This window comes from Stenotrophomonas sp. GD03877 (genome assembly GCF_029840555.1).
GTDB lineage: Bacteria > Pseudomonadota > Gammaproteobacteria > Xanthomonadales > Xanthomonadaceae > Stenotrophomonas > Stenotrophomonas geniculata.
The window spans coordinates 43,399-65,468 of record NZ_JAOCCT010000014.1; the positions used below are offsets into that span (position 1 = coordinate 43,399).

At 66.4% G+C, this 22,070-nt stretch carries 20 protein-coding genes; 8 read left to right on the plus strand and 12 right to left on the minus strand.

Features of this window, described 5'->3' with window-relative positions:
* The first annotated feature begins 10 nt into the window (after nt 1-10).
* Nucleotides 11-349: a P-II family nitrogen regulator gene (locus N5D20_RS12205; RefSeq protein WP_005411374.1), complete on the plus strand. Its 339-nt coding sequence runs from the start codon at nt 11-13 to the stop codon at nt 347-349.
* Nucleotides 350-474: 125 nt separating this feature from the next.
* Here N5D20_RS12205 and N5D20_RS12210 read toward each other — a convergent pair whose 3' ends face one another.
* The gene (locus N5D20_RS12210) at nt 475-1,134 is read right to left on the minus strand and encodes an RIO1 family regulatory kinase/ATPase (RefSeq protein WP_197578224.1); all 660 of its coding nucleotides are present in this window, start codon (nt 1,132-1,134) and stop codon (nt 475-477) included.
* 436 nt (nt 1,135-1,570) lie between these two features.
* On the opposite strand from N5D20_RS12210, the gene N5D20_RS12215 reads away from it, so the two are divergent.
* On the plus strand, nt 1,571-2,476 hold the full coding sequence (locus N5D20_RS12215; protein ID WP_029550749.1) for an aspartyl/asparaginyl beta-hydroxylase domain-containing protein: 906 nt from the start codon (nt 1,571-1,573) through the stop codon (nt 2,474-2,476).
* Between the two features lie 122 nt (nt 2,477-2,598).
* Here N5D20_RS12215 and speE read toward each other — a convergent pair whose 3' ends face one another.
* Entirely contained in the window at nt 2,599-3,453 is an 855-nt protein-coding gene (gene speE / locus N5D20_RS12220; RefSeq protein ID WP_103282140.1) for a polyamine aminopropyltransferase, read from the minus strand.
* Between the two features lie 192 nt (nt 3,454-3,645).
* Between speE and speA the strand changes: the two genes are divergently transcribed.
* On the plus strand, nt 3,646-5,535 hold the full coding sequence (gene speA / locus N5D20_RS12225) for an arginine decarboxylase (protein ID WP_197578227.1): 1,890 nt from the start codon (nt 3,646-3,648) through the stop codon (nt 5,533-5,535).
* A 43-nt stretch (nt 5,536-5,578) separates the two neighbouring features.
* A complete protein-coding gene (locus N5D20_RS12230) occupies nt 5,579-5,899 on the plus strand; it encodes a DUF6122 family protein (protein ID WP_049412018.1) in 321 nt (106 codons plus the stop codon).
* A gap of 88 nt (nt 5,900-5,987) precedes the next feature.
* Here N5D20_RS12230 and N5D20_RS12235 read toward each other — a convergent pair whose 3' ends face one another.
* From N5D20_RS12235 to N5D20_RS12245, 3 genes are read right to left on the minus strand one after another with little or no spacing between them, the layout of a single operon-like run.
* The gene (locus tag N5D20_RS12235; RefSeq protein ID WP_197578228.1) at nt 5,988-7,307 is read right to left on the minus strand and encodes a HAMP domain-containing sensor histidine kinase; all 1,320 of its coding nucleotides are present in this window, start codon (nt 7,305-7,307) and stop codon (nt 5,988-5,990) included.
* Nucleotides 7,304-7,963: a response regulator transcription factor gene (locus N5D20_RS12240; protein ID WP_010482071.1), complete on the minus strand. Its 660-nt coding sequence runs from the start codon at nt 7,961-7,963 to the stop codon at nt 7,304-7,306. Before N5D20_RS12240 ends, N5D20_RS12235 begins: the two co-directional genes overlap by 4 nt.
* The gene (locus N5D20_RS12245) at nt 7,963-8,253 is read right to left on the minus strand and encodes a PepSY domain-containing protein (protein ID WP_010482069.1); all 291 of its coding nucleotides are present in this window, start codon (nt 8,251-8,253) and stop codon (nt 7,963-7,965) included. Before N5D20_RS12245 ends, N5D20_RS12240 begins: the two co-directional genes overlap by 1 nt.
* 151 nt (nt 8,254-8,404) lie before the next feature.
* Between N5D20_RS12245 and N5D20_RS12250 the strand changes: the two genes are divergently transcribed.
* Nucleotides 8,405-8,839: a PepSY domain-containing protein gene (locus N5D20_RS12250; RefSeq protein ID WP_043401290.1), complete on the plus strand. Its 435-nt coding sequence runs from the start codon at nt 8,405-8,407 to the stop codon at nt 8,837-8,839.
* An 83-nt stretch (nt 8,840-8,922) separates the two neighbouring features.
* On the opposite strand, the gene N5D20_RS12255 is transcribed toward N5D20_RS12250, so the two are convergent.
* From N5D20_RS12255 to N5D20_RS12270, 4 genes are all read right to left on the minus strand, one after another.
* Nucleotides 8,923-9,405, minus strand: a complete 483-nt coding sequence (locus N5D20_RS12255; protein WP_197578229.1) for a hypothetical protein — start codon at nt 9,403-9,405, stop codon at nt 8,923-8,925.
* A gap of 126 nt (nt 9,406-9,531) precedes the next feature.
* Entirely contained in the window at nt 9,532-10,740 is a 1,209-nt protein-coding gene (locus N5D20_RS12260) for an FAD-dependent oxidoreductase (RefSeq protein ID WP_197578230.1), read from the minus strand.
* Nucleotides 10,741-10,743: 3 nt separating this feature from the next.
* On the minus strand, nt 10,744-11,172 hold the full coding sequence (locus N5D20_RS12265) for an SMI1/KNR4 family protein (protein WP_191863443.1): 429 nt from the start codon (nt 11,170-11,172) through the stop codon (nt 10,744-10,746).
* A gap of 121 nt (nt 11,173-11,293) precedes the next feature.
* The gene (locus tag N5D20_RS12270; RefSeq protein WP_019336294.1) at nt 11,294-11,788 is read right to left on the minus strand and encodes a lipocalin family protein; all 495 of its coding nucleotides are present in this window, start codon (nt 11,786-11,788) and stop codon (nt 11,294-11,296) included.
* Nucleotides 11,789-11,971: 183 nt separating this feature from the next.
* On the opposite strand from N5D20_RS12270, the gene N5D20_RS12275 reads away from it, so the two are divergent.
* Nucleotides 11,972-12,220: a hypothetical protein gene (locus N5D20_RS12275; RefSeq protein ID WP_006474562.1), complete on the plus strand. Its 249-nt coding sequence runs from the start codon at nt 11,972-11,974 to the stop codon at nt 12,218-12,220.
* A 141-nt stretch (nt 12,221-12,361) separates the two neighbouring features.
* On the plus strand, nt 12,362-14,731 hold the full coding sequence (locus N5D20_RS12280) for a DUF3772 domain-containing protein (protein ID WP_126560840.1): 2,370 nt from the start codon (nt 12,362-12,364) through the stop codon (nt 14,729-14,731).
* Between the two features lie 519 nt (nt 14,732-15,250).
* On the opposite strand, the gene N5D20_RS12285 is transcribed toward N5D20_RS12280, so the two are convergent.
* Both N5D20_RS12285 and N5D20_RS12290 read right to left on the minus strand, forming a co-directional pair.
* On the minus strand, nt 15,251-17,356 hold the full coding sequence (locus N5D20_RS12285) for a phosphoglycerol transferase I (RefSeq protein ID WP_197579073.1): 2,106 nt from the start codon (nt 17,354-17,356) through the stop codon (nt 15,251-15,253).
* 244 nt (nt 17,357-17,600) lie between these two features.
* On the minus strand, nt 17,601-19,292 hold the full coding sequence (locus tag N5D20_RS12290; protein WP_043399423.1) for an AarF/UbiB family protein: 1,692 nt from the start codon (nt 19,290-19,292) through the stop codon (nt 17,601-17,603).
* A gap of 161 nt (nt 19,293-19,453) precedes the next feature.
* On the opposite strand from N5D20_RS12290, the gene N5D20_RS12295 reads away from it, so the two are divergent.
* Entirely contained in the window at nt 19,454-20,380 is a 927-nt protein-coding gene (locus N5D20_RS12295) for a DUF808 domain-containing protein (RefSeq protein WP_010482694.1), read from the plus strand.
* A 70-nt stretch (nt 20,381-20,450) separates the two neighbouring features.
* Here N5D20_RS12295 and N5D20_RS12300 read toward each other — a convergent pair whose 3' ends face one another.
* Nucleotides 20,451-21,989 carry a GGDEF domain-containing protein gene (locus tag N5D20_RS12300; protein WP_197579074.1) on the minus strand — a complete coding sequence of 513 codons (1,539 nt, stop codon included), beginning with the start codon at nt 21,987-21,989 and terminating at the stop codon, nt 20,451-20,453.
* Between the last annotated feature and the right edge of the window lie 81 nt (nt 21,990-22,070).

Genomic DNA, 22,070 nt, shown 5'->3' on the forward strand with positions numbered 1-22,070 from the left:
GAGATAGACGATGAAGATGGTCATGGCGGTGATCAAGCCGTTCAAGCTCGACGACGTGCGCGAAGCACTGGCCGAGCGTGGGGTTACCGGCATCACGGTGACGGAAGTGAAGGGCTTTGGTCGCCAGAAGGGCCATACCGAGCTGTACCGCGGCGCGGAGTATGTGGTCGATTTCCTGCCGAAGGTGAAGCTGGAAGTGGCGGTGACCGATGACCAGGTGGAGGCCGTGGTTGAGGCCATCGTGAAGGCGGCGGGCACCGGCAAGATTGGCGACGGCAAGGTGTTCGTGTACGACCTGGGCAGTGTGGTGCGTATTCGTACCGGTGAGCTGGACGCGGACGCGTTGTAACCCGTTCGGCGGGATGTTGTAGAGCCGAGCCTATGCTCGGCTGCATTTCGCGCGATGCAGGAACAGCAGCCGAGCGCGGGCTCGGCTCTACAAAGAGCGGTAAAGCGGTCGAGCGAGCTCGACCCCTACCGGCGCTTGGCCCACTTGTAGAACCGCTTCCAGCCCCGGCGCACGGCAGCGACCCAGCCGGGGTCGGCTACCAGCGCGGCCTGCGCGGCACTCGGGGCCTGCCCGGTCATGCGCTGGCGGATCTTCAGCAGGTTCTTCATGTCGCTGCGGCGCATCTGCCGGCTGAGCGGGTTGCGGCGCAGCCAGCGCGGGGCGCGCCAGGCGGAGGTGAAGTCCAGCAGCACCGGCACGCCGCCGCTGACCACCACGTTGGTGCCATGCAGGTCGTTGTGGGTGATGCCGGCGGCATGCAAACGGCTGAGCGCGTGCTGCAGCTGCTCGAACACTTCATTGCCCACGGCCTGCGCGGTGCTCAGGGTCTGGCCGGGAATGAACTCCATGCCCAGTGCCAGGCCACCCAGGGTGCCAAGCAGCGCGGGGGCATGCTTCCAGCCGCCCAGGCGATGCAGCATGCGGGCCTCACGGCGCACCATCAGCCGCGCGATCAGTGAAACGGGGGTGCCGCGGTAGCGGGAGTAGTCCTTGATGACCGCCTCGCGCCCGTCCAGGCAGGTGCGATAGACGTCGGGGGCCAGGAAGCGTTCGCCGCGCTTGAGCAGCAGCGGGGTGGCGGCGTCTTCGCCGCAGGAGGAGGGGGGCAGGGCAGGGAGATGCATGTCGGGGTCTCGGTCGACCCGGTGGGTGGCGCAAAGCGTCAAGCGAACCGGTGTTACAGGGAGTTACTAAGTTTTCGTTAATTTTAGTACTCGCCAGTTCGCTATTCCACGATTTGTCGGAGAAATGTCGGGGTCGTGGCTGGAACAGTTCGTCGCACCCGATCGGACAATTCCGTCTCACTTCGTCTTTGGTTCTTTCAGAATCAATAGGTTGGGCGTCGCGTCGCTTCGTTCATCCGCGGCCCGCTGAACGTCACGCACGTCCGGCTTGACCCCGACGCACGGCCTGCCGACCATAAGCTGTTAATTCGCGACATCGGCGGCCGCCCCTTCCTGGCACGTCCCCGTTCCCTGCCGCGGTCCCCACCGGTGCTGGCCGCTTGGCCGTGCATCGCCCTGTTTCCCGTTCCGGCTGCGGCTGGAGGAAAGTGTTTTGATCATCAAAATCGTCATTGCAGCGCTGTTCGTCGCCTGCGTGCTGTACATCCACTTCCGTGGCAAGGTTCGCGCGCGCTGGTCGCGCCAGCTGCTGGACCACTCCAGTTTCATGGCCCCGATCAACGTGGTCATGTACATGTTCTCGAAGGTGCCGACCACGCCGTTCCTGGACCCGGCCAAGGAGTTCCCGCAGCTGGAGCCGCTGCGCCAGAACTGGCAGATGATCCGCGACGAGGCGCTGGCGCTGCGCGATGCACAGAAGATCGCGGCCTCCAGCACGTTCAACGATGCCGGCTTCAATTCGTTCTTCCGCCGTGGCTGGAAGCGCTTCTACCTGAAGTGGTACGGCCCGTCGCACCCGTCGGCGAAGGCGATGTGCCCGAAGACCACGGCGTTGCTGGAGTCGCTGCCGGACGTGCGCGCGGCGATGTTCGCGCAGCTGCCGTCGGGCAGCGAACTGCGTCCGCACCGCGATCCGTTCGCCGGTTCGCTGCGCCTGCACCTGGGCCTGGCCACGCCGAACAACGACGGCTGCTACATCGAAGTGGACGGCATCAAGAAGAGCTGGCGCGATGGCGAGTGGATGATGTTCGACGAGACCTACATCCACCATGCGCACAACGAGACGCCCGATGACCGGGTGATCCTGTTCTGCGACATCGCCCGCCCGCTGCGCTTCGGCCTGCCGGGCCTGTTCAACCGTGCGGTGGCGGCCACGCTGCTGGCCGGTGGTGCCTCGCCGAACCTGCCGGGTGACCCGACCGGTGGCGTCAACAAGGCGTTCGGCAGCGTCTACAAGGTGCGCCTGAAGGCCAAAGCGCTGCGCGAGCGCAGCGTGGTGGCCTACCAGGTGATCAAGTGGGGCCTGGTGGTGGCGGTGATTGCAGGTATCTGGGCGCTGTGACTGTAGAGCCGAGCCTATGCTCGGCTTGATTTATCGCAACCTGTCCGAAGAGCAGCCGAGCATGGCTCGGCTCTACAGAAAGCAAAAACCCGCGCTGTCGCCAGCGCGGGTTTTTGTTTGGATCAACCCTTCAGTGCCGCCTGCACGAACGGCGGGGTCACCAGCACGCCGGTGTGTAGCGCGGCGGTGTAGTACAGGGTGTTGAAGGTCTTGGCGGCCGAGTCGGCCTGGCGGAAGTCGAAGCTGCTGTCGCCCTTGCGCGCCATGGTCACGCTCCACCAGCCGGTGGGGTAGCACGGCTGCGGGAACGGCAGGGTCTTGAACGAACCGAAGCCGGCCTTGCCCATCTCGGTGCGCATTTCGTTGATCAGCTCGAGCTGCATCAGCGGCGACTCGGACTGCTGCACCAGGATGCCGTCGTCCTTCAGGGCCTTGAAGCAGCTCTCGTAGAAGGCCTTGTTGAACAGGCCTTCGCCGGGGCCGACCGGGTCGGTCGAGTCCACGATCACCACGTCCACGCTGCCGGCCGGGCAGTTGGCCATGTAGGCCACGCCGTCGTCGAACAGCAGCTCGGCGCGGGCGTCGTCGTTGGAATCGCACAGTTCCGGGAAGTGCTTGCGCGCCATCACGGTGACCTGCTCGTCGATATCGCACTGGGTCACGCTCTCCACGCCCTTGTGCTTGAGCACTTCGCGCAGGGTGCCGCAGTCGCCGCCACCGATGATCACCACGCGCTTGGGCGCGGCGTGGGTGAACAGCACCGGGTGGCTGATCATCTCGTGGTAGAAGAAGTTGTCCTTGCTGGTCAGCATGATGGCCCCGTCGATGGTCATCAGGTTGCCCCAGTCGGTGGTCTGGAAGATCTCGATCTTCTGGAACGGCGACTGCACCTCGTCCAGCTTGCCGGTGATGCGGTAGCCGATGGCCGAGCCGGTGCGCTCGAAGTGTTCGATGTACCAGTTGTTGCTGTCAGTCATTGGAAAACAGTCCTGTTCGGAGGGGTGGAGCCGGGCTGGCGGGCGGGGCCGCGTGGCACAGATGCCACATCCGGACGGATCGGCCCGTTCAGGTTGAAACCTGTCACGGGCGCGGGCGCGCATGATAACGAACCTGTGGGCATATAGGCGTTATCATGCCCCCCCCTTTTATTGCCAACAAGGCCGACTGAAATGACCGATTGGTCCCTCGACCAAGCCCGCAAGACCTACTCGATCCCGCATTGGGCGGACGGTTACTTCGACGTGGATCAGGCCGGGCACATGGTGGTGAGACCGACCGGGGCGGACGGCCCGGTGGTGTCGCTGCCCAAGGTGGTCGATGCTGCGCGCGCGGCGGGTGCCAAGCTGCCGCTGCTGGTGCGCTTCCCGGACATCCTCGGCCAGCGCCTGGGCAAGCTGCAGGCGGCCTTCGGCCAGGCCCAGCAGGACTGGGAGTACAGCGGCGGCTACACCGCCGTGTACCCGATCAAGGTCAACCAGACCCGTGGCGTGGCCGGTACCCTGGCCAGCCACCACGGCGAGGGCTTCGGCCTGGAAGCGGGCAGCAAGCCCGAGCTGATGGCCGTGCTGGCGCTGTCGCGTCCGGGTGGCCTGATCGTCTGCAATGGCTACAAGGACCGCGAGTACATCCGCCTGGCCCTGATCGGCCGCAAGCTGGGCCTGCAGACCTTCATCGTCATCGAGAAGCCGTCCGAGCTGAAGCTGGTGCTGGAAGAGTCCAAGGCGCTGGACGTGAAGCCGGGCCTGGGCGTGCGCATGCGCCTGGCCTCGCTGGGCGCCGGCAAGTGGCAGAACAGCGGTGGCGACAAGGCCAAGTTCGGCCTGTCGCCGCGCCAGCTGCTGGACCTGTGGAAGTCGCTGCGTGACACCGAGTACGCCGACTGCCTGAACCTGCTGCACTTCCATATGGGCTCGCAGATCTCCAACGTGCGCGACATCGCCAACGGCATGCGCGAAGCCACCCGCTACTTCGTGGAGCTGTCGCGCCTGGGCGCGAAGATCACCCACGTCGACGTGGGTGGTGGCCTGGGCGTGGACTATGAAGGCACCCGCTCGCGCAGCTTCTGCTCGATCAACTACGGGCTGCATTCCTACGCCAGCAACATCGTGCAGCCGCTGGCCAATGCCTGCGAAGAGTTCGGCCTGACCCCGCCGCGCATCGTGACCGAGTGCGGCCGCGCGATGACTGCGCACCACGCGGTACTGATCGCCAACGTGTCGGAAGTGGAAGAGGCGCAGGAAGGCCGCGTGCCGGACCAGCACGATGACGAGCCGGCGGCGATCCGCCACCTGCGCGAGATCCACGACGAACTGGACGTGCGCCCGGCGGTGGAGCTGTTCCAGGAAGCGCAGCATTTCCATGCCGAAGGCCTGGCCAGCTACGCGCTGGGCCAGATCGACCTGCCGCAGCGTGCGCGCATCGACGATCTGTTCTACGCCATCGCCCATGGCGTGCGTGCGCGCCTGAGCTACGACGAGAAGAGCCATCGCCCGGTGCTGGACGAACTGAACGAGCGCCTGGTCGACAAGTACTTCGTCAACTTCAGCGTGTTCGAATCGATCCCGGACGTGTGGGCGATCGACCAGGTGTTCCCGATCGTGCCCATCGAGCGCCTGGACGAAACCCCGGACCGCCGCGGCATCATCGCCGACATGACCTGCGACTCGGACGGCATGGTGGAAACCTATGTCGAGAACGAGAGCCTGGACAGCTCGCTGCCGCTGCACAAGATGAAGCCGGGCGAGAGCTACCGCATCGGCTTCTTCATGGTCGGCGCCTACCAGGAAATCCTGGGCGACATCCACAACCTGTTCGGCGATACCGACGCGGTGGAAGTGCTGGCCGACGCCGATGGCTACGCCATCACCCAGCAGCGCCGCGGCGACACCACCGACGTGATGCTGGACTACGTGGGCTACCGCCTGGATGAGCTGCGCGCGACCTACGCGCAGCGGGTGGCCGAGGCCCAGCTGTCGCCGGAACGCGCGCAGGAGCTGTCGGAGGCACTGGAAGTCGGCCTGACCGGTTACACCTACCTGTCCGACGAACCGCTGGTCTGATGATTACGGGAACGCCGGGCATGGCCCGGCGCTACCGGTCACCATGAGCGCCCGCGCGATCTTCCACCTGTTCCTGCATGCCGCCGTGCCAGCCCTGCTGGCATGGCTGTTCTGGCGCAAGCGCTTCGCCTCGGCGTGGTTGCTGATGCTGCTGGGCTGGATCATCGATCTGGACCACCTGCTAGCCGACCCGATCTACGCACCGAACCGCTGCAGCATCGGTTTCCACCCGCTGCACGCCGCACCGGCCATCGCGGTCTATGCTGGGCTGTGCGTGCCGAAGAAGACGCGGTTGGTAGGCATCGGTTTGATCATCCACATCGTGCTGGACGCGATTGATTGCTGGTGGATGCACCACCGTTGATGCTTGATGCGTGTCGACCAAGGTCGACACCTACCGGGTGCGGGTGAACCGGTAGCGCCGGGCGGCGCCCGGCGAGCGCAGCGGTGCGTCACGCCACGGGCAACCACAACGTCGCGCGCAGGCCCGGCTGCGCATTCTCCAGCGCCACGCGCCCGCCATAACTAGCGGCGATATCGCCCACGATTGCCAGGCCCAGCCCGCTGCTGCCCTCGCGCTCATCCAGCCGCACACCGCGCTGGGTGACCTGTGACAGTGACTCCGCGGCCAAGCCCGGGCCGTCGTCGCGTACTTCGATGCGTAGCTGTCCGTCGCTGATGTCCGCAGTGATGTCTACCTGCTGTCGCGCCCACCGCCCGGCGTTGTCCAGCAGGTTGCCCAGCATCTCTTCCAGATCCGCACTGGCACCGGCGAACTGCAACGCTGGATCGATACCTGCGGCCGTGAACGCAATGCCGCGTTCGCCATGCACGCGTGCCATCAACCGGCATAGCGCCTGCGCGACAGTCGCAACGTCGCTGCGCTGGCGATGGTCTGCGGCCAACCCTGCCGCCAGGTAACGGTCAACACTGGCCTGCATGCGGGTGCTCTGCTCGCGCACGGTGGTACGCCAATGCGTGCCGTCGCTGTCAGCCTCGGTGGCCAATACGCTCAGTGGGGTCTTCAGCGCATGCGCCAGATCCTGTGCGCTGGTCCGCGCGCGCGCGACCATGCGTTGCTGGTGGTCCAGCAGCGCATTGAGTTCTTCACCCAGCGGTGCGACTTCGGCGCCCAGTTCCTGCGTCTCGATGCGCTGCGCGTCGCCGCGGCGCACCCGTTCCAGCTGTGCACCGAGGCGATGTAGCGGACGCAATCCGAAGTGCACCTGGCTGGCCAGTACCGCCAGCCACGCCGCGACCAGCACGCCCAGGGCGATGGCGGTGCGCTTTCGGAACGCGGCAACATCGGCATCCAGCGCGCTGCGGTCGGTGGCAACCACCGCCACGAACGGTTCACTGGCGCGCGGCAGGCGCACCTGCTGCACGCGTGCGCGCAGCGATTGCTGCAACGGACCGGTCAGGTTGCGCGTGGCCGGACCGGTGACCGCAGCGGGAAGCGTTTCATCCCACAGCGAACGCGACTGCAGCAGCACGCGGCCATCGGCACCGGCGATCTGCCAGTACGCACCGGAGAACACGCGCTGGAAGCGCGCATCGTTCGGTTCCTGGCGCAGCTGCAGCTGGTGGTCGGGGGTGACTTCCATCTGCGCGACCAGGGTCAGCATGTCCTGCTGCAGTTCGTGGTCCAGCCGATCACGCGCGCTGCGCTTGAACAGTTCGCCCAGCAATGCACTGGCCAGCAGCGAGACCAGCAGCAGGCCAACGCCGCCGGCCAGCAGCAGCCGCCGCCGCAGCGAGGGCTGGCGCGTCACGGTGCCGCCAGCCGCCAACCCTGGCCGCGCACGGTCTGGATCAGATCGATGCCGAGCTTGCGGCGCACGCGCCCCAGCAGCACATCCAGCGCGTTGGAGTCGGGATCCAACCCGCCCTCGAACACCTGTTCGCCCAAGCGGTCGCGGCCGATCACCTGGCCGCTGTGGTGGATGAAGTAACTGAGCAGGCGGAACTCCTGCGGGCTTAGCGCCAGCGGCTGTCCGTCCAGTTCGAAGCGGCCGGCGTTGACGTCCAGCTGCAGCGGCCCGCAGTGCAGGCGCGGGCTGGCATGGCCATGGCTGCGGCGGATCAGGGCGCGCATGCGCAGCACCAGTTCGTCGGCCTGGAACGGTTTGGTCAGGTAGTCGTCGGCACCGGCATCAAAGCCGGCCAGCTTGTCGTGCCAGCGCCCGCGTGCGGTCAGCACCAGCACCGGAAAGCTGCGGCCATTGCCGCGCCAGCGCTCGATCACGCTCAATCCGTCCAGGCCGGGCAGGCCGAGGTCAACGATGGCCGCCTGCAGGTCCTCGATCTGGCCGATCTCCTCGGCCTGACGGCCATCGGCGACCACGTGCACCACGTAGCCGGCCTGTTCCAGCAGGGGCACCAGGCGCTGTGCCAGTGCGGCATCATCTTCGGCCAACAGGATGCGCATCAGTCGTCGAGCTCCGTCTTCAGCAGCTTTCCGCTGCGCGCATCATAGTCCAGCTCCACCACCACGCCGTCGCCGCGCAGGATCTCCACTTCGTAGACGCCGTCATCCAGCTCCACTTCCAGCAGCTGCCCCGGAAAGCGCTTGAGTGCATCGCGCACCACGCTTTCCAATGGCACGTAGCGGCCCTGCTGCACGGCACGGCGCGCGACCTGCTGCGCCGGGTCCTGGACGGGCGCGGCGGCGGTAGGAGCGTTGGCCAGGGCCAGCAGCAGGGGCAGGGTGGAGAGCATCGGGGCGCAGGGAGGGCTGTAGGAACAGGCGTGAGTGTGCCGGGGGTGACTAACAGCTGGCTAACAGTGCCGGCTAAGGCGCTGTTAACCACGGGGTGCATTGTGGCGTTGCCGGGATGGTCCGGCCACGAACACGAACAGGAGAACCCCCATGTTGAAGTCGCTCACCCTCGCCACTGTTGCCCTGCTGACCGTCGCGCCGGCCGTACAGGCCGCGCCGCTGGGCATGGCCCAGGTTGAACAGACCCTGCGCAAGGCCGGCTACACCCAGATCCACGAGATCGAGCGCGATGATGGCCTGTGGGAGGCCGACGTGAGCCGCGCCGATGGCCGCTTCAGCGAGGTCTACGTGGACCCGAAGACCGGCGAGATCTTCGACGAGCACAGCGGCCGCGCGCTGCTGACCACCGAGCAGGTGCTGGCACGGGCACAGGCGCATGGCCTGCGCGAGATCCATTCGCTGGAACGCGATGGTGCGACCTGGTCGCTGGAGGCCCGCAATGCACGCAACCAGAAGGTGGACGTGCGCCTGAGCGGTTATGACGGCCGCATCCTGCACAGCGAGCGCGATGGCTGGCTGGATTGACGTTTGCCCATGTAGAGCCGAGCCCATGCTCGGCTTTGCGGCCAACCGTAGCCGAGCATGGGCTCGGCTCTACAGGAGCTGGCTTACCAGCCGTACGGCGGCGGGTAGTCCCAATAGCCCGGGCCGCGGCCGTAATAGCCGCCATACGGACCGAAGAAGCCCGGTCCCTTGCCTTCGCTCACGTGGATGTTGACGTTGACCCCGTGGGTCTTGCCTTCATCGGTGGTGTAGTTCTTGCTCAGGTTCAGCGTGGCGGCGTTGTAGTGGCTGTTGCCACCGTTCTTGGAATAGCCGATGCCGGTGGTGAAGCTGCCGGACACCTTGACCTTGTCGTCGGTGACGTCGGCGATCTTCGCGTCGTCGTGCACGCGCGGGCCGCTCTTGTCGCCGTAGTACGTGCCCGGCGGGTCCTGCTGCAGGGCTGGGTCGTTGAGGTAGCGCATCGGCGCCTGAGGCAGCGTCAGGTCCAGGCCGGCCGCCTGCGGCGCGGTGGCACCTGCGGCGGACTGGGCCAGCACGGTTTCCGGCAGGGCCAGGCACAGCAGCAGGGTCAGGGGGCGGATCATGACGGCGCTCCAGCGGACAGGTGGCCACGCAACACGCGGCGGTACAGGCCGACGCTAGCAGGGGTTGCTTGAATGATGCCTGTCGGCGCCCGCTTACGGTAGAGCCAGGCCATGCCTGGCTGCAGGCTACAACCGGCCGAACCCGAACAGCCCCTCCAGCGCATGCGTGCGCCGCTCGATCCGGGCGCGCAGCAGCTGCGCGCCGATCATTGAATAGGTGATGCCGTTGCCGCCGTAGGCCATGGCGAAGTGCACCCGCGGGCCCCACTGATCGTGCGGGCCGAAGAAAGGCAGGCCGTCCGCCGTTTCGGCGAAGGTGCCGGCCCAGGAAAACGCCGGTACCGGGTCCAGCCGTGGGAACCAATGCTGCAGCTGCTTCATCAGCTGGTCGGCCTTGCGCTGCACGCGCCGGTCGCGGCGGGCCGGGATGTCGATGGCATCGTCCAGTCCACCCACCAGCAGGCGCCGGTCGCCGGTGGCGCGCAGGTACAGGTATGGGCGTGCGCTCTCCCAGACCATCGTGTTGCGCAGCCGGCCCAGCACGTCCGCATCGATGGGGTCGGTGATGAAGGCATAGCTGCTGCGGTTGCGGGCGACGCGTTGATCGAGCCAGCGCTGGTTGGCATAGCCCATGGCCAGCACGACGTGGCGTGCGCGGACCGTGGCACCGGCTTCGGTACGGGCGGTCACCCCGCGCGCGGTGGCATCGAGGCTGTGCAGTACGGTGCGGTCATGCACGTGGCCGCCGCGCCGGCGCACGCGCTGCAGTAGCGCATAGGTCAGCCGATATGGATCAACCCGGGCCGCCTGCCGGGTCAGCAGGGCGCCGCCGGCCTCAACGTCGAAACGTTCCCGCAGTGCCTCCGGGCCCAGCCAGCGGGCATCCAGGCCGATGCCGCGACGGGCATCGCCCTCGGCCATCAGGCGCGGCACGTCGCGATGGCGGCTGGCCAGGTACAGGCTGTCCATGCGCTGGAAATCCACATCCTTCAACCCGCGCGCCACGTCGCCCAGGGCCGGAATGGCCTCGGCACACGCACGGTAGGCAAGCGCGGCGGCGTCCTGGCCGTAGCGCTGGGCCAGTTCCAGCAGATGGGTATCGATCTCGTACTGCAGCAGCGCGGTGCTCGCGGCCGTGCTGCCCCAGCCGATGTCGCGCTGCTCGATCACCGCCACGTCGTGGCCATGCCGGGACAGTTCGTCGGCAATCAGCGCGCCGGTGATGCCGCCGCCGACCACCAGCACGTCGCAGCGCAGGTCCTGCTGCAGCGGCGGGAAGGCGTGGATCAGGCCATTGCGAACCGCCCACCACGGGTAGCCACTCTTCAGGTCCATGGGTCAGCCTGCCGGATTGATTTCATGCTCGTCCTCAGGCTGATCTGCAAGCAGTCGAGCAAACAGGTCGGGGAGGTCGCGCGCTACCGGGAGGGCGTACTGACGTTCCATGCCAATGAATGGAATCCGCACTACCGGCATTGCTGCGTCCAGTGTGTCGAATCCAAATCCCTCCCCGCCGCCGTCCGACGCGAACAGGAATATGCCCGGCGCGTATGATTCAACTTCATACTCACGATTGAAGGCGACCACCTCTTCCGCTTTCCAGAAGACAATGTAGTTGTCGCCAATAAATCCTTCGCCACCGTTGTGCGCCCTAAGGAATTCAAGGTAACTCTCGGGAAGTGCCACTCCCACGCGGGCTGACAGATCAGCAATGGCCGACATTTCAGCCGGGCCATTGAGCTGTCCCTCTGTCAGGTGATATTCCATGACTGCTCTTCCATGTCTCTCGGGGACTGGTTAAACCAGAAGTTTGCCTGCTGCTGATGAATGTCGCGATGGGGGATAACGTCATGGGCGGAGTCGGTTGGCGTCCACCATTGCCCGTAGATCAGGCCGTGGGCTGGCCGGTATGCGGGGTCTGGATCAGTTCGGACAGATCGAAGCCCTGCAGGCGCGCGGACGCCAGATAATGGTCCTGCACGGTGGCGTCCAGCTGCGGTTCGCGGGCCAGCAGCCACAGGTACTTGCGGTCCGGGCTGCCGACCAGCGCGACGCTGTAGTCCGGGGCGACCTGGATCACCCAGTAGTCGCCCTTGGCGAACGGCAGCCAGCGCAGGCCCTTGGGCAGGAAACTGACCTCCAGGCGCGCGCTGTCGTTGTCGATCGCGCAGGCCTCGCCGGTGGCCTCTTCGATCTCGCCGTCCATGCGGCAGCGGTTGGTGACACCGACGTTGCCGTTGTCGAGCAGGGTGTAGTGCGCCGACACGTCGGTGCAGCCTTCCGGTTCATGGCGCATTGGCAGGCGTGCGATCTCGTACCAGGTGCCTAGGTAGCGGGGCAGCTTGAGGTCGGCAACGGTCTTCAGCGGCGGGTGCTCGGTCATCGGCGGTCGTGGCAGGGGGGGGGCCTCCACGATGCCGATGGCCTTGCCATGGGCGGGTGAAGCCGGGGCGATGGCCGTGTCCAGAACGTTCCGTCGCTGCTGCGGCGTGCCCGTTGTCACCGGTGCGGCGGTATGCTGCCGCCAGCGCCGTGTTTTCCTGATCCAACCGAAGTGGAGGTGCCGATGTACCAGGTGATCCTGTTGAAGAGTGAATCCGCGTTCGCACGCGAACAGTGGCCGCAGGTCGATGATCTGGTCGACTACGAAGGCGTGTCCTACAGCCTGCGTGCCGGGCCGCGCCAGCCGCTGCCGACCGACCACGACTGGCATCCGGTGGCGGTGTACGCGCCCGATGAGATCACCGAGGAAGAGTTCCAGGACTGGTACGCGCTGCAGCAGCCGACCGTGGAAGAGCTGCGCCTGAAGTACTGATATTGCTGCGCGTCGCCCATCCGCCCTTTACCGCCTGTGCCGTATAGTCGCGCGCAGGCGCGGTGGTCCGCGCGAACCGGTGTGGCTGGCGTGTCTTCTTTCCTGCGATCGATCCGTGCACGGGGCCCCTGGTGGGTCCTGATGCTGTGCACCGCCCTCCTGCTGTCCGCGCCGGTGCTGGCACAGGATGAAGACCCCACGCCGAAGCAGCAGCTGGCGGATATCGATGCGAAGCTGAAGGAAGTCGACCGCAAGCGTGGTGATGCCGCGGCCATCGAAACATTGGCCATGCTGTCCGAGGACGCTTCGAAGGCCCGGCGTGACGCCGAGGCGCTGGAGAAGTCGCTGCAGCCGCAGCTGGACCGTCTCGACGAACAGCTAGCGCAGCTGGGCACGCCTGCCGAGGGCACCACCGAGCCGCCCGAACTGGCGGCGCAACGGCGCACGATCAACAAGCAGCGCGACGGCCTGGCCGCATCGGTGGCGCAGGCCAAGACCAGTGCCGTGCGTGCCCAGCAGCTGGCAGCCGACATCGACCAGCAGCGCACTGCGCAGCGCGCCGAAGACATGGGGAAGAAGGTCGCCTCGCCGTTGTCTCCGGCACTGTGGAGCAAGGTGGCCGAGCGCCTGCCCATCGATATCGCACGCGTCGCGCCGTTGGCCGAGCAGGGGCGCGATACGTTCGTTGCCGGCGTCCGGGCCAATGGCTGGGGCACGCCGTTGCTGGGCCTGATCGCCGCGCTGGTGATGATGTTCCCGCTGCGGCTGTGGCTGCGCCGCTTGGGGCGGCAGTTCGCCGCGTCCGATCGTGCGCCTGATGGACGCCTGCGCCGTTCCGGCCTGGCCATGTGGTTGTTGCTGGTCGGCACGTTGCTGCCCGGCTATGCCGTGGTGGTGCTGATGGCGGCGCTGGACGCCATCGATGCCATCGCGCCGCGCCTGCAGGTGGTGGCCGACGGCCTGGAGACGGCCACCTTCCGCGCCGCCTTCATCGCTGCACTCAGCGCCTGCATGCTGGTGCCCAAGCGCCCGTCATGGCGGCTGTTGAACCTGGACGACACCGCCGCGCTGAAGCTGCGCAAGTACGCGTGGGGCGCGGCGGCGCTGGCCTGGCTGAGCACGGTGCTGATGGCCCTCGACCAGGCCACGCGCACCAGCGATGTCACCACGGTGGCGCTGGATGGCCTGATTGCCCTGACCTACCTGGGCCTGATCATGGCCATGCTGGTGACCCTGGCACGCCTGCATCGCCGGCAGACCGCCGAGGCCGAGGCCAAGCTGGAGGCACAGGCCGATGGCGTGGGCGCGGCCACGCCGGTGCGCCGCAGCAGCTGGCTGGTATTGGCACGCGTGGCGGGCAACGTCGCGGTGGTGGCCGCCATCGTCGCGACGTTGCTGGGCTACCTGAACTTCGCCAAGTTCGTGAACCAGCAGCTGATCGGCGGCAGCATCGTGGTGCTGGCAGCGACCCTGCTGTTCAAGTTCGTTGATGACCTGAGCACGTGGATGCTCAACGCGGACAGCAAGGTGGGCCAGACCATCCTGCTCAGCACCGGCCTGAGCGTGTCGCGCCTGGAGCAGGCCGGCGTGCTGCTGTCGGCGGCGTTGCGCACCATCGTCGTACTGATCGCGCTGCTGGCGCTGGTGGCACCGTTCGGCAACATCGGCGCGGTGGTGGAGCGCTTCTCCTCGCTGTTCACGTCTGGATTCGACATTGGCGGAACCAAGCTGGAGCCGGTGCGCATCGTGCTGGCGGTGCTGGTGCTGCTGGCTGGCCTGGCCGTTACCCAGCTGGTACAGCGCTGGCTGACCGACACCTACCTGCCCAAGACCGAACTGGATCTGGGCGCACGCAATTCGGTCAGCACCGTCGCCCGTTACGTCGGCATCATCATCGCGGTGATCTGGGCGCTGAGCGCGATGGGGCTGCAGCTGAGCAAGCTGGCCCTGCTGGTCAGCGCGCTGTCGGTGGGTATTGGTTTCGGCCTGCAGGTGATCACCCAGAACTTCGTCTCCGGCCTGATCCTGCTGGCCGAGCGGCCGGTGAAGATCGGCGACTGGGTGAAGCTGGGTGACCAGGAGGGCGACATCCGCCGCATCAGCCTGCGTTCGACCGAGATCCAGGTGGGCGACAAGTCGACGCTGATCGTGCCCAACTCCGAGCTGGTCACCAAGACCGTGCGCAACATGACGATGGGCAACAACCAGGGCCGCATCCAGATCCAGTTCGCGGTGCCGCCCAGTACCGACGTCGGCAACCTGCGGCAGGCGCTGCTGGATGCGTACACCGCGCACACCAACGTGCTGAATCAGCCGGCACCGACGGTCTACATCGACAGCATTGCCGGTGGCCAGATCACCATCAACAGCTTCGCGTACGTAGCCAGCCCGCGGCAGGTGTATGCCACCCGCAGCGATCTGTATTTCAGCCTGCTGCAGATCCTGGCGGAGCGGAACATTCCGCTGTCGACCCCGACCGACATCCACATCACCCGCGATCCGCAGGAGTAGGGGGTGTTCTGCAGGGCTGCGCCCTGCACCCGCCGAAGCAACGTCAACCGCAAGAGCAACAGCAAAAGCTGGCATTCCGAGGATTGGCGGGGTGGGTCCGGTTGCGGGAGACGCCGTAAACCCATCCTTGGGGGCTTGGCCGCGGCATCCATGCCGCGGACACTCCCGCAACCGGCCCCACCCCGCCTTCGACAGATTTCCGCGATCTGTTGGAATTGCTTTTGGGGTCAGATCCGTTTTCCGTAGGAAAACGGATCTGACCCCATTTTGATTTTCGATATCTGACAGATTGTGTCGACCAAGGTCGACACCTACCGACAGCCGCAGGAATCTGTCAGAGGCGGGGCGGTGTCGGAGTGCGGGGTGTCAGCCGCATGGATGCGGCTGCCAAGCCTCCAGGGACGGATTTACGGCGTCCCCGCACTCCGACACCGCCCCGCCATCCCACGGAATGCACGCTGTTGCTGTTGCCGTTGCCCCGGCTTGTAGCGGGTGCAGGGCGCAGCCCTGCAAAGAACCCTACCCGCGCGGTCGGCTGCGCGAGGGCACCAGTGCGAACGTATCCACTGCCAGCTTCTCGGCGTGGTTCAACCACGCGCGGATCTCCAGATCGTCCACTTCGTGATCCAGCCCGAACGACACGTTGATCTTGCCGTTGGCATCGGGCTGCACCCACTGCTGGGCCAGCACCACCTTGCGCTGCGACGACACCGCTTCGATCCAGAAACCACGATCCGGGCGCGTACTCGCCACCAGCTGCAGCATGTACTGGCCGGCGCGGGTACGACGGCCCTTCTGGGTGATCATGTGTGCCTGGCGCACGCTCGGGCGCGGGCCCTGGAAGGCGTCCAGCGGCGCATCCACGGCAATGCCGCCACGCAGGTCGTTGTCGCGGTACAGCTTGATGCCGTTGTCGCGGTTGACGAGCAGGGCGCACCAGTCACCGTCGGCCGAGCCGTCCTCGAACGCGGTGCAACGGTCGACATAGGCCAGGGTGTTGTCCGGGTTGGCATCATCGAACTGGCGCGAGGTGTTTTCCAGATACACGGACTTCAAACCCCAGTCCTTGTCGTACTCGAGCAGCACCGGTGGCTGCACGTGCTGCAGGCCGACCACCACCTGGTCGTCGCCGTCGATCTTCAGTTCGCGGGTCGGTTCGCCCAGCCACAGCGAACGGGCGAAGGCGAGGTACTGCGGGTAATCGCGGCCGCCATCGCGCTGGGTGGCCACGCTGGCGCTGGGCGCGCGCTGGGTATCGATCAGCGAACGGCCAAAGCCCATCGTCTTCAGGTTCGGGTCCAGCAGGCTGAGCAGGGTCGCACCCGAATCCAGGGTGGTGCCGGCGTCGGCGCTGAGCTGCTGCGGGGCGATGCCATCGCCCAGGAACAGCAGCAGGTTCTCGCGTTTCTGCCGGGTCAGGATGTGGGTCAGATCGTTGGGCATCGCCAGGTGATCGGAGGCGATCACGATCAGTGTGTCCTTGCCGTACGGGCTGGCCTGGATGCGCTGCACCAGCTGCGAGATCAGCCGGTCACTGCACTTGAGCGCGTTGAGCATGTTGATGTTGCCGTACTGGCTCTGGTAGCGCTCGCCCTTGCACGACACCGGCAGATGGCCGGCTGGGTGATGGGTATCCATGGTCAGCGTGGTCAGCATGAACGGCGAGCCGGCGCGCGAGAGCTGCTCGAAGCGCTGGTAGGCGGTGTCCAGCAGCACGTCGTCGTGCACGCCCCAGGCCGAGTAGTGGATGCGGCCAATCTTCTTCTGCTGCTTGAACCAGGCCAGGTCATGCACTTCATCGAAACCGTGGCTGGCCAGGAACTGGCCCTTGCCGGCGAACTGGCCGTTGGCACCGCCCAGATAGTGGTTGGTGTAGCCCTGCTGCTTCAGGTAGTCGCCCAGGCATACCGCCTTGGGCAGGAAGCTGCCCATGCGGTCCATGCTGTTCTCATCGCCCTGCGAGGTGGTCAGCGGTACGCCGCACATCGACGACACCAGGCCGGCGATGGTCCAACCGCTGCCTTCGGCCGAGGCCAGCCCGCGCACGTCCAGCGACTTTGTGGCCAGGCGGTTGAGATTGGGCATCAGGCCCGGGAACACGTTCTCATCCAGGTAGGTGCGCTCCAGGCTTTCGCCATAGATCCAGACGATGTTGCGCGGACGCTGCAGTGGCTGCGTCGGTACCTGGTACTCGGGGGCGATGCGCGCGAAGTCGACCGGGCGCAGCTGCTGGTACAGGCGCTGGCCGTCGCGGGCCAGCGGGCTGATCATGATCGTGGCCACCCACACGGCCGCGAAACCGGCGAACAACGCGCCACCGTGGCCGGGCCGGCGCCAGCGCTTGACCCGCGTGGCGAACAACGGCAGCAGCGAGACCAGCGCCAGCACGATGAAGCCGGCGATATAGCCCTTGAAGTCGGAGACACCGGCGCCTTCCATGTCGGCGCCCAGGTGGTACAGGGTGGCGGCATTGAGCCCATCACCGGACAGCTTGTCGATCAGCCACCACGCGCTGAGCGTGAGCAGCAGCAGCGAGAACGCACCGGCCTTCCACCACACCCACTTGTCGGACGCGAGGAACAACCAGCACAACAGCAACAACGACAGCAGCAGTATCCAGAGCATAGGCAGCTTCGGCAGTGACGGGGTGGTGGTGATGGACGTCGTACCGACGCGTGTCCATCCGACCGGCGCTGCCGCAAGCACATGCATGTGACAGGCCGATGACCCGATAGTGCATGCACGAACCTGACTGAAATGTTTGTTGAAATGACGCGCGCGCAATCACGCTCAGAAGGTAAAACGAGCGTGAAAGGCTCCGTTGGATTGCATTAAAAACCGCATGAATGCGGGAGTTTTCGTCGATGCGCTAGCGATGCCCGCGTTCTTCGCGTGCGCGCGCGCGACGGTCGAACAGCAATGCACTGGTTACGATGCCAAGGCCGAGCACCACGCCGATGAACAATAGGATCAGCGCAATGAGCGGGTAGCCGAACAGGTGCCAACCGGTGTCGATCTTCATCATCATCGCGGCGGCCATGATCAACGCCGCGCTGATGATGCCGGCCGCTACGCGGTTGGCGATCTTCTGCAGGTTCTCCATCAACCGCGATTCTTCCAGGCCGGTCACCTTCATCTGCAGGCGGTTTTCGGCCAGCAGGGCCATGATGTCCGACAGCTTGCGCGGCCCATCGCGCAGCAGCTGCTGCAGCTCCATCGCCTCGCTGGCGAGGTTGGCGGCAGACAGCGATTTCTTCAGGCGTGCGCGCATCACGTGCTGCAGCTGGCGCTCGACGATGCGGCGGGTTTCCAGCTCTGGTGCAAGCAACCGGCACACGGTTTCCAGGTTGAGCAGTGCCTTGCCCAGCAGGCTCAGTTCCGGCGGCGTGCGCAGCCCGCAGGCGGTGGCGATGCGCACCATGTCCAGCACCACGCGGCCTTCGGAGAACGTGCCGCTGGCGGCGTAACGCGCGATCAACTGGCCGGTCTCGCGCAGATAACGTTCCTCGTCGAAGGCCTCCAGCCGCGTGCTGATGCTGATCAGGTCGTCGGCCACTTCCTCGCCACGGCCATCGACCGCGGCGAACAGGATCTTCAGCAGGCGCTCGCGCAGGCGCGGTGGCATATGCGCGACCATGCCCAGGTCGAAGATCGCCAGCCGGCCATCGGGCATCACCCGCAGGTTGCCCGGATGCGGATCGGCGTGGATCTCGCCATGCACGAAGATCTGGTCCAGGTAGCCGCGGATCAGTGCCGCCGCCAGCGGATCCATCGATTGCTCGGTGCGGCGCACATCGGGAATCGCATCCACGCGCACGCCGGTGGCCAGTTCCATGGTCAGCACGCGCTGGCTGCTGTAATCCCACAGCGGCTGCGGAATCCACAGGCGGCGGAATGGCTTGAGGTGGCGGCCGAAACGGGCCAGGTTCTCGGCCTCGGCGTGGTAGTCCAGCTCCTGCATCAGGGTCTTGGCGAACTCGTTGAGCCAGTCGCGCAGGCGCACGCGGCGGCCGACCTGGGTCAGGTGGTCGGCGGCCAGCGCGAAGCTGCGCAGCGCCTCCAGGTCCGAGCGCAGCTGTGCGGCGACTTCAGGCTTCTGCACCTTCACTGCTACCTGGCGGCCATCGTGCAGCACCGCGCGGTGCACCTGCGCGATCGACGCGCAGCCCAGTGGCTCGGGATCGAACGCAGCGAACAGCTTGTTCACCGGCGCGCCCAGTTCCTGCTCGACGATGGCATGGATGCGCTCGACCGGAATCTCGGCCACCTTCTCCTGCATGCGCTCCAGCGCCGTGGCGAACTCCACCGGCACCATGTCCGGGCGGGTAGAGAGCATCTGGCCCAGCTTGACGAAGGTGGGCCCCAAGGCTTCCAGGTCACTGACGAACTGTTCCGGGTTGCCATCTGCCGGTACGTCGGCCGGATTGCCCGCGGCATCCAGGTTCATGCCGGAAAACACGCCTGAATGGCGGTAGCGCATCAACAGGCGCAGGATCTGGCTGCGCCGGTTCATGCCTTTGACCAGCGGGGGATTGCCATTGGCGGTGGGCGGATTGCTCAAGCGGAACTCCCATGCGGCAAAGACGGTCGTGCCGGCCGCTGGCCAGCAATGTCCGGATTCCGCAGTGTCGCCGGGGGGCGGTAGGCACGCGGTGAATCCGACCGCTTCCGCAGCCGCCCCGGTATCGGTCAGAATCCGCTCATTCCCTCTCTGGACTTCCCATGGCCGGTGCCAGCCTGTTCGCCCTGCTCGACGATATCGCCACCCTCCTCGACGATGTCTCGGTCCTGACCAAGGTCGCGGCGAAGAAAACCGCCGGTGTGCTGGGCGACGACCTGGCGCTGAACGCGCAGCAGGTGACCGGGGTCAACGCCAACCGCGAGCTGCCGGTGGTGTGGGCGGTGGCCAAGGGCTCGCTGGTCAACAAGGTGATCCTGGTACCGGCAGCACTGGCGATCAGCGCCCTGGAGGCCTGGCTGCACAGCCGCGGCTGGAACGTGCCGCTGATCGTGCCGCTGATGATGATCGGTGGTGCCTTCCTCTGTTTCGAAGGCGTGGAGAAGCTGGCGCACCGTTTCCTGCACTCAGCCGAGGACGACGCCGAGCATCAGGCCGAACGGCGCAAGGCGCTGGCCGATACGCAGGTGGACATGGTGGCGTGGGAGAAGGACAAGGTGAAGGGCGCGATCCGCACCGACTTCATCCTCTCGGCCGAGATCATCGTGCTGACCCTGGGCGTGGTGGCCACCGCGTCGTTCACCAACCAGGTGGTCACGCTGGCCGTGGTTGCATTGGCGATGACGGTGTTCGTCTATGGGCTGGTCGCGGGCATCGTGAAGCTTGATGACGTCGGCCTGTACCTCTCGCGCAAGGGCGGAGCCATTGCCGCTTTCGGTCGCGGCCTGGTGGCGTCGGCGCCGTGGCTGATGAAGTTCCTGTCGGTGGCTGGCACCATCGCCATGTTCCTGGTCGGCGGCGGCATCCTGGTGCACAACGTGCCGGCGCTGCACCACGCGGTGCAGGCGCTGGGCGGTGAAGGGCAGTGGGGCTGGCTGATCAGTGCTGCGGCCAACATGGTGGTCGGCATCATCGCCGGCGCCATCGTGCTGGCGGCGGTGACCGGGTTCCAGAAGCTGCGCGGGAAGTAAGCGAAGGGCGTGCCGACCAACGGTCGGCACCCACCAACCGCCGCCGCCGGGCCATGCCCGGCGGAGCGGACTACCCGGCCTGCACCCGGTTCTTGCCCTGCCGCTTGGCTGCATACAGCGCGTCATCGGCGCGGCGCAGCAGGGTCTCGGTATCGTCACCGGGCTGCCATTGCGCCAGCCCGGCGCTGAAATGCACCGGCACGCGCCGGTCCTGCACGGTCAGCACGCGGTGCGCCAGTGAACGTTGCAGGCGCTGCACGGTGGCCATGCTGTCGGCGCCCTGGGTTTCCGGCAGTACCAGAACGAACTCGTCGCCGCCCAACCGTGCGATGCCGTCGGTGGCGCGCAGCAGCAGCTTGCACACGGCCACCAGGTGCTGCAGCAAAGCATCGCCACCAGCGTGACCGTGCGCCTCGTTGGTCAGGTGGAAATCATCCAGATCGATCACCGCCACGCCCAGCGGCGAGTTGTTGCGCATGGCACGCGCCAGCTCACGCTGCAGCAGTTCGTCCAGGCCGCGGCGGTTCAGTGCCTGGGTCAGCGGATCGATACGCGCCAGGTCACCAGCAGCACGCAGCTCCTGCTCCAGCTCGGCAATGCGCTGCTCTGCGCGTTCTACTTCCTGTCGCGCGCTGGCCAGATGATCGCGGGCCTGCGCGGCCTGCTGCTGCACCTTGCCGGTATCGCGCATCACCTCCTGCAGCAGCTGGTTGAGGTCGGCGATGCTGCGCGCCTCACGCAGCTGCAGCGCGTAGCTGCCGATGCGGTCGTGGTACTCACCGGTGCTGGTGGCCATGCCATCCATGCGCTCGATGAACTCGCCCATCAACCCGCGCATCGCCGCCTTCGAATCGTCGATGCCCTGGCGCAGCAGTCCCTGCTTGTAGATCACTTCGCGCAGTTCGGCGCGGGTGCGCTCGACCGCCTCAGCTTCCAGCGGTCCGTCCAGCAACTGGCGCACCGCCGCGATCTGGCCCTGCAGCCAGCTGCGGTCGTCCAGCAGCTCGCTCACGTTCTCCAGCAACAGCGCGAACAGCTCCAGCAGCAGTGCCTGCTGCTCCTGCCAGCTTTCGGCGCGCACGCCAACCTGGTGGCCGAGTTCGCGCACGCCCTGTTCGATCGGCTCCAGTGCGGTACCCGGCTGCCACTGGCGCAGCCGCGTGGCCAGGGCCTGCGCTTGTTCGCGCAGATCCGGGTCGTGCTGCAGCAGGGCCACCACCGCACCGCCCAGCAGCAGCCGCAGCTGCTCGGACAGGCGCAGGCTTTGCGGCTGCCCGTCCGGGGAATGCTGCTCGATGGTGCGGATGTACTTGTCGATCAACTGCCGCATCGCGCGGCCGTAGCGCGGCCAATCGGCGCTGGCCTGCGCCGATTGCAGGCGGTCGCCCATGTCGCCCAGTTCGCCGGGCAGAGTGGCCATGCCGTTGGCGAACGCCGCCAGCAGCGGTTCCGGCGCGTCGGCGCCTGCGAACAGCTGCTGCAGGGCCACGCCACCGCCGCCCTGCAGCACCACGCGGTCGCCCAGGCCATCGTCCACCACCGCGCGCACGCGTGCCTGCGGCCCAAAGGCGGTACCGGGGGCAGGGCGGTGGTCGGGCTGGTCCGTCATGGAGCGAATCCTGGGGCTGGCAGGGACTGGTTCCAGCATATCGGCGCGGCTGCCGATGGCTTGAACGGCTACGATGGGCGA

Bases quoted from the DNA above. Each gene is read 5' to 3' on its own strand.
- N5D20_RS12205 (WP_005411374.1), top strand. From the start codon at position 11: ATGAAGATGGTCATGGCGGTGATCAAGCCGTTCAAGCTCGACGACGTG.
- N5D20_RS12210 (WP_197578224.1), bottom strand. From the start codon at position 1,134: ATGCATCTCCCTGCCCTGCCCCCCTCCTCCTGCGGCGAAGACGCCGCC.
- speE (WP_103282140.1), bottom strand. From the start codon at position 3,453: ATGACTGACAGCAACAACTGGTACATCGAACACTTCGAGCGCACCGGC.
- speA (WP_197578227.1), top strand. From the start codon at position 3,646: ATGACCGATTGGTCCCTCGACCAAGCCCGCAAGACCTACTCGATCCCG.
- N5D20_RS12230 (WP_049412018.1), top strand. From the start codon at position 5,579: ATGAGCGCCCGCGCGATCTTCCACCTGTTCCTGCATGCCGCCGTGCCA.
- N5D20_RS12240 (WP_010482071.1), bottom strand. From the start codon at position 7,963: ATGCGCATCCTGTTGGCCGAAGATGATGCCGCACTGGCACAGCGCCTG.
- N5D20_RS12245 (WP_010482069.1), bottom strand. From the start codon at position 8,253: ATGCTCTCCACCCTGCCCCTGCTGCTGGCCCTGGCCAACGCTCCTACC.
- N5D20_RS12250 (WP_043401290.1), top strand. From the start codon at position 8,405: ATGTTGAAGTCGCTCACCCTCGCCACTGTTGCCCTGCTGACCGTCGCG.
- N5D20_RS12255 (WP_197578229.1), bottom strand. From the start codon at position 9,405: ATGATCCGCCCCCTGACCCTGCTGCTGTGCCTGGCCCTGCCGGAAACC.
- N5D20_RS12260 (WP_197578230.1), bottom strand. From the start codon at position 10,740: ATGGACCTGAAGAGTGGCTACCCGTGGTGGGCGGTTCGCAATGGCCTG.
- N5D20_RS12265 (WP_191863443.1), bottom strand. From the start codon at position 11,172: ATGGAATATCACCTGACAGAGGGACAGCTCAATGGCCCGGCTGAAATG.
- N5D20_RS12270 (WP_019336294.1), bottom strand. From the start codon at position 11,788: ATGACCGAGCACCCGCCGCTGAAGACCGTTGCCGACCTCAAGCTGCCC.
- N5D20_RS12275 (WP_006474562.1), top strand. From the start codon at position 11,972: ATGTACCAGGTGATCCTGTTGAAGAGTGAATCCGCGTTCGCACGCGAA.
- N5D20_RS12280 (WP_126560840.1), top strand. From the start codon at position 12,362: ATGCTGTGCACCGCCCTCCTGCTGTCCGCGCCGGTGCTGGCACAGGAT.
- N5D20_RS12285 (WP_197579073.1), bottom strand. From the start codon at position 17,356: ATGCTCTGGATACTGCTGCTGTCGTTGTTGCTGTTGTGCTGGTTGTTC.
- N5D20_RS12295 (WP_010482694.1), top strand. From the start codon at position 19,454: ATGGCCGGTGCCAGCCTGTTCGCCCTGCTCGACGATATCGCCACCCTC.
- N5D20_RS12300 (WP_197579074.1), bottom strand. From the start codon at position 21,989: ATGACGGACCAGCCCGACCACCGCCCTGCCCCCGGTACCGCCTTTGGG.